The sequence below is a fragment of the Cellulomonas sp. P2_B4 genome (assembly GCF_056404795.1).
The window spans coordinates 1-509 of the sequence record NZ_JBFUDI010000128.1 but is presented as its reverse complement, the minus strand read 5'-3'; the positions used below and the strand labels follow the sequence as shown (position 1 = coordinate 509).

Genomic DNA, 509 nt, shown 5'->3' with positions numbered 1-509 from the left:
GTGCTGCTGCGGCGCTGGGCAATCGAGTCGGGGGCGGTCGCGCTGGCGACGGCGCATCATGCCGATGATCAGGCCGAAACCTTCCTGATGCGGGCGGCGCGGGGCGCGGGCCTTTCCGGGCTCGCTGCGGTGCGGGCGCGGCAGGAGCTCGACGTGCCGATGTCGGTCGTCGAGGAAGAAATGGGCGTCGCGATCTCCTATGCGCCGCTGCTGCTCGTCAGGCCGCTGCTTGGCTGGCGTCACCGGGAACTGGTGGCGCTGGCGGAGGCGATGGGGCTGCCATTCGTGGACGATCCGAGCAATGACGACGACCGGTTCGACCGGACCCGGTTCCGCCGACTGCTTGGCGCCGCGCCGTGGATCGATCCCGTCCAGATCGGGCGCTCCGCGGCCTATCTGGCGGACGTCGACGCCGATCTGCTCGCGATCAGCCAGTGGCTATGGCAGGAGCGGGCGCTGCCGGCCGGGGATTTCGAGGCGAAGATCGATGTCGGGGGCCTGCCTCGGGC

1 protein-coding gene is annotated in these 509 nt (G+C 70.7%); it reads left to right on the top strand.

Annotation, left to right across the window (positions count from 1 at the left end):
• Positions 1-509: PP-loop family protein (locus AC1DZC_RS20470; RefSeq protein WP_477044572.1), on the top strand; the 509-nt coding region annotated here is incomplete at both ends.